Origin of the sequence: Acinetobacter sp. SwsAc6 (genome assembly GCF_013391565.1) — a bacterium.
In the GTDB taxonomy this organism is placed as follows: Bacteria; Pseudomonadota; Gammaproteobacteria; order Pseudomonadales; family Moraxellaceae; genus Acinetobacter; species Acinetobacter cumulans.
In genome coordinates, this window is the sequence record NZ_JACAXE010000064.1 from 1 (window position 1) to 2,337 (window position 2,337).

At 42.0% G+C, this 2,337-nt stretch carries 2 protein-coding genes and 2 pseudogenes; all 4 read right to left on the reverse strand.

The window, feature by feature from the left end:
• Positions 1 to 296, reverse strand: a pseudogene (locus HYG93_RS19575) (matrixin); the annotation flags it as partial.
• Positions 260 to 679, reverse strand: a complete 420-nt coding sequence (locus HYG93_RS19580; protein ID WP_256733502.1) for a hypothetical protein — start codon at positions 677 to 679, stop codon at positions 260 to 262. The gene HYG93_RS19580 and the pseudogene HYG93_RS19575, both read right to left, overlap by 37 nt.
• Positions 680 to 761: 82 nt before the next feature.
• Positions 762 to 1,586 (reverse strand): OXA-211 family carbapenem-hydrolyzing class D beta-lactamase, encoded by an 825-nt coding sequence (blaOXA, locus tag HYG93_RS19050; protein WP_119065036.1) that lies wholly within the window; start codon positions 1,584 to 1,586, stop codon positions 762 to 764.
• Positions 1,587 to 1,698: 112 nt separating this feature from the next.
• Positions 1,699 to 2,303 (reverse strand): annotated as a pseudogene (locus HYG93_RS19055) (Hsp70 family protein).
• Positions 2,304 to 2,337: the final 34 nt, after the last annotated feature.

Here is a 2,337-nt window from a genome sequence, read left to right on the forward strand (position 1 = left end):
CGCTGATTAAACTGATCAATCGCAAGATTAAGGCCTTGATCTAAGCGATTGAGTTCATTCACTCTTTGATTATATTCGTTAACACGCGTGTTAAAGCTTGCAATTTGTTGTTCTAAAAAGTTTTGCTGTTCACGAAGTCGCGCTAAACTTTGTTGTACCGCAGGCTGTTGTGCGACAGGCACGCCACCATATTGATTGTACTGGTGGATCATAGCGTTATAGTTTTGGTTGAGTTCTTGTAGACTGCGTTGTTGCATATTTAAAGCGATTTCGTGACGTGCGAGATTTTCTTGCATCGCTTTGAGTTCACTATTCTTTTGGCTGATATGGCTTCATTTTGCGTGAGTTTAGACAGTTGATCACGGCGTTGTAGTGATTCATCTTGTCTTTGATCATAAATGAGATGAATACTGAGTCGAGCATCAGGGTCATAAACAAAATAATCTTTTCCGAGACCTTGTTTCCAAATATCAGTGGCTTGTTGGCTGATCTGTTTCAGTTCTACTTCACTTAGGTTAAAACGAGGGTCAACTTCTGCAATCCGATAGCGAATACGTTGATCGAAAGGGTGGGTGATGCGATCTAACAATGGATTGAGCCGAAGTTGAGGATGTTGCAGATTTTGATAAAAAATCATCCCTAAAAAGCCAAGTAGAGCAAACAATACAATGAGACGCATATTTTATTCATAGATCGTTGTTTTTAACTACTTTAGCTTAAAAAGGATGATTGCTAAATAAAAATGCGTCAGATTAAGGGCTTTAAATTAGACCCAATGTAGTCAAGCTTTGTTTAACCAGTTGCTCACGTACGCTGGCTGGAATTCCCGTTTTCATGTGCATATTTAAAGAGAAATAGACCTTTTCACGATCGGGATATTCTACCCAGCCTGTCCACCAACCAACTTGCGGTTCTATGTCCATGCCCCAACCTGATTTTGCATAAAGTTTATAATTCGGTTTCTGTTCAATCAGTAGCATGTCTTGTACCGCCTGTTGCACTTCTGGTTTAAATGCAAGCTTTTTATTTGCCAGCTTTTCGACAAAAAGGACTTCTTGGACAGGCGTAATTTGCAGTGGGCCGACTAACCAAAAGTTATCGACAACGGTGCCAATCTGTTGATTGCCATATCCAATGCGTTGCACTTCTTTTTGCATCAGGTCTAGACCAATGCGCCGTGCTAGCTCCTGATAAACTGGAACGGCAGATGCCTGCATGGCTTGCCCTAAAGTCATGTCTTTTTCCCATGCAGGAAAGCTACGCTTTTGACCATCCCATTTAAATACCTCGTTAATGGTTGCCTTGTCATGCTCTAGTCCGATTAAGGCATTCAGCATTTTAAAGGTAGAAGCGGGCACATACGGTGTCTGAGCACGGCTTAGGTCATTGCCGTAGCTGTGTAAGTCATGCTGATCCTTAATGACAATCACCCCCGTGGTTTGGAGTTGATCGAAGGCTTGTTGGATCTGCTGCTGCGCACTTTGTTGCTGGTGATTTTTAGCTGTTTCTACGGAAGGGCTTATTGTGGTACATGCAGAACCGAAGGTTGTAATGAGGACGATGAGTCCCAACTGTAAAGTTTTCATTGGTGGTTAAGTTCTAAATTTTTTATCAGCTAATGTAAAAGTGGAATACGACACAACGTGATTTAGGTAATAAAAAACCGCGCTTTCGCGCGGTTTTTATTAAAGAGACAAATTATTTTTTGTCATCTTTCACTTCAGTGAACTCAGCATCTACAACGCCATCGTCCGCTTTTTGTTGTTGACCAGCATCACCGCCGAATGCATTTGGGTCGAAACCTTCAGCACCGCCTTGACCTTGCGCCGCTTCATAAGCACGTTGTGTGATCGGCATAATGATGTTTTGTAAAGCTTCAGTTTTCGCTTTAATGTCTTCTACATCATTTTCTTTCGTCGAAGTTTCAAGCTCAGCGACTGCAGTTTCAACAGCAGTTTTTTCATCGCTTGTTACTTGCTCGCCTAGGTCTTTCACTGCTTTTTGAGCAGAAGATACCAATGCATCCGCTTCGTTACGTGCTTTCGCAAGTTCTTCGAACTTACGATCTTCTTCAGCATTTGCTTCGCGTCTTTGATCATTGCTTCGATTTCAGCATCAGACAAACCTGAGTTTGCTTTAATCTGGATAGATTGCTCTTTACCAGTGCTCTTATCTTTAGCCGATACTTTTAAGATACCGTCAGCATTGATGTCGAACGATACTTCAATTTGTGGCACACCACGTGGAGCAGGTGGAATGTCGCCCAATTGGAAGTTACCCAACAATTTGTTTTGCTGTGCCATTTTACGTTCACCTTGGAACACAGAAATGTCTACA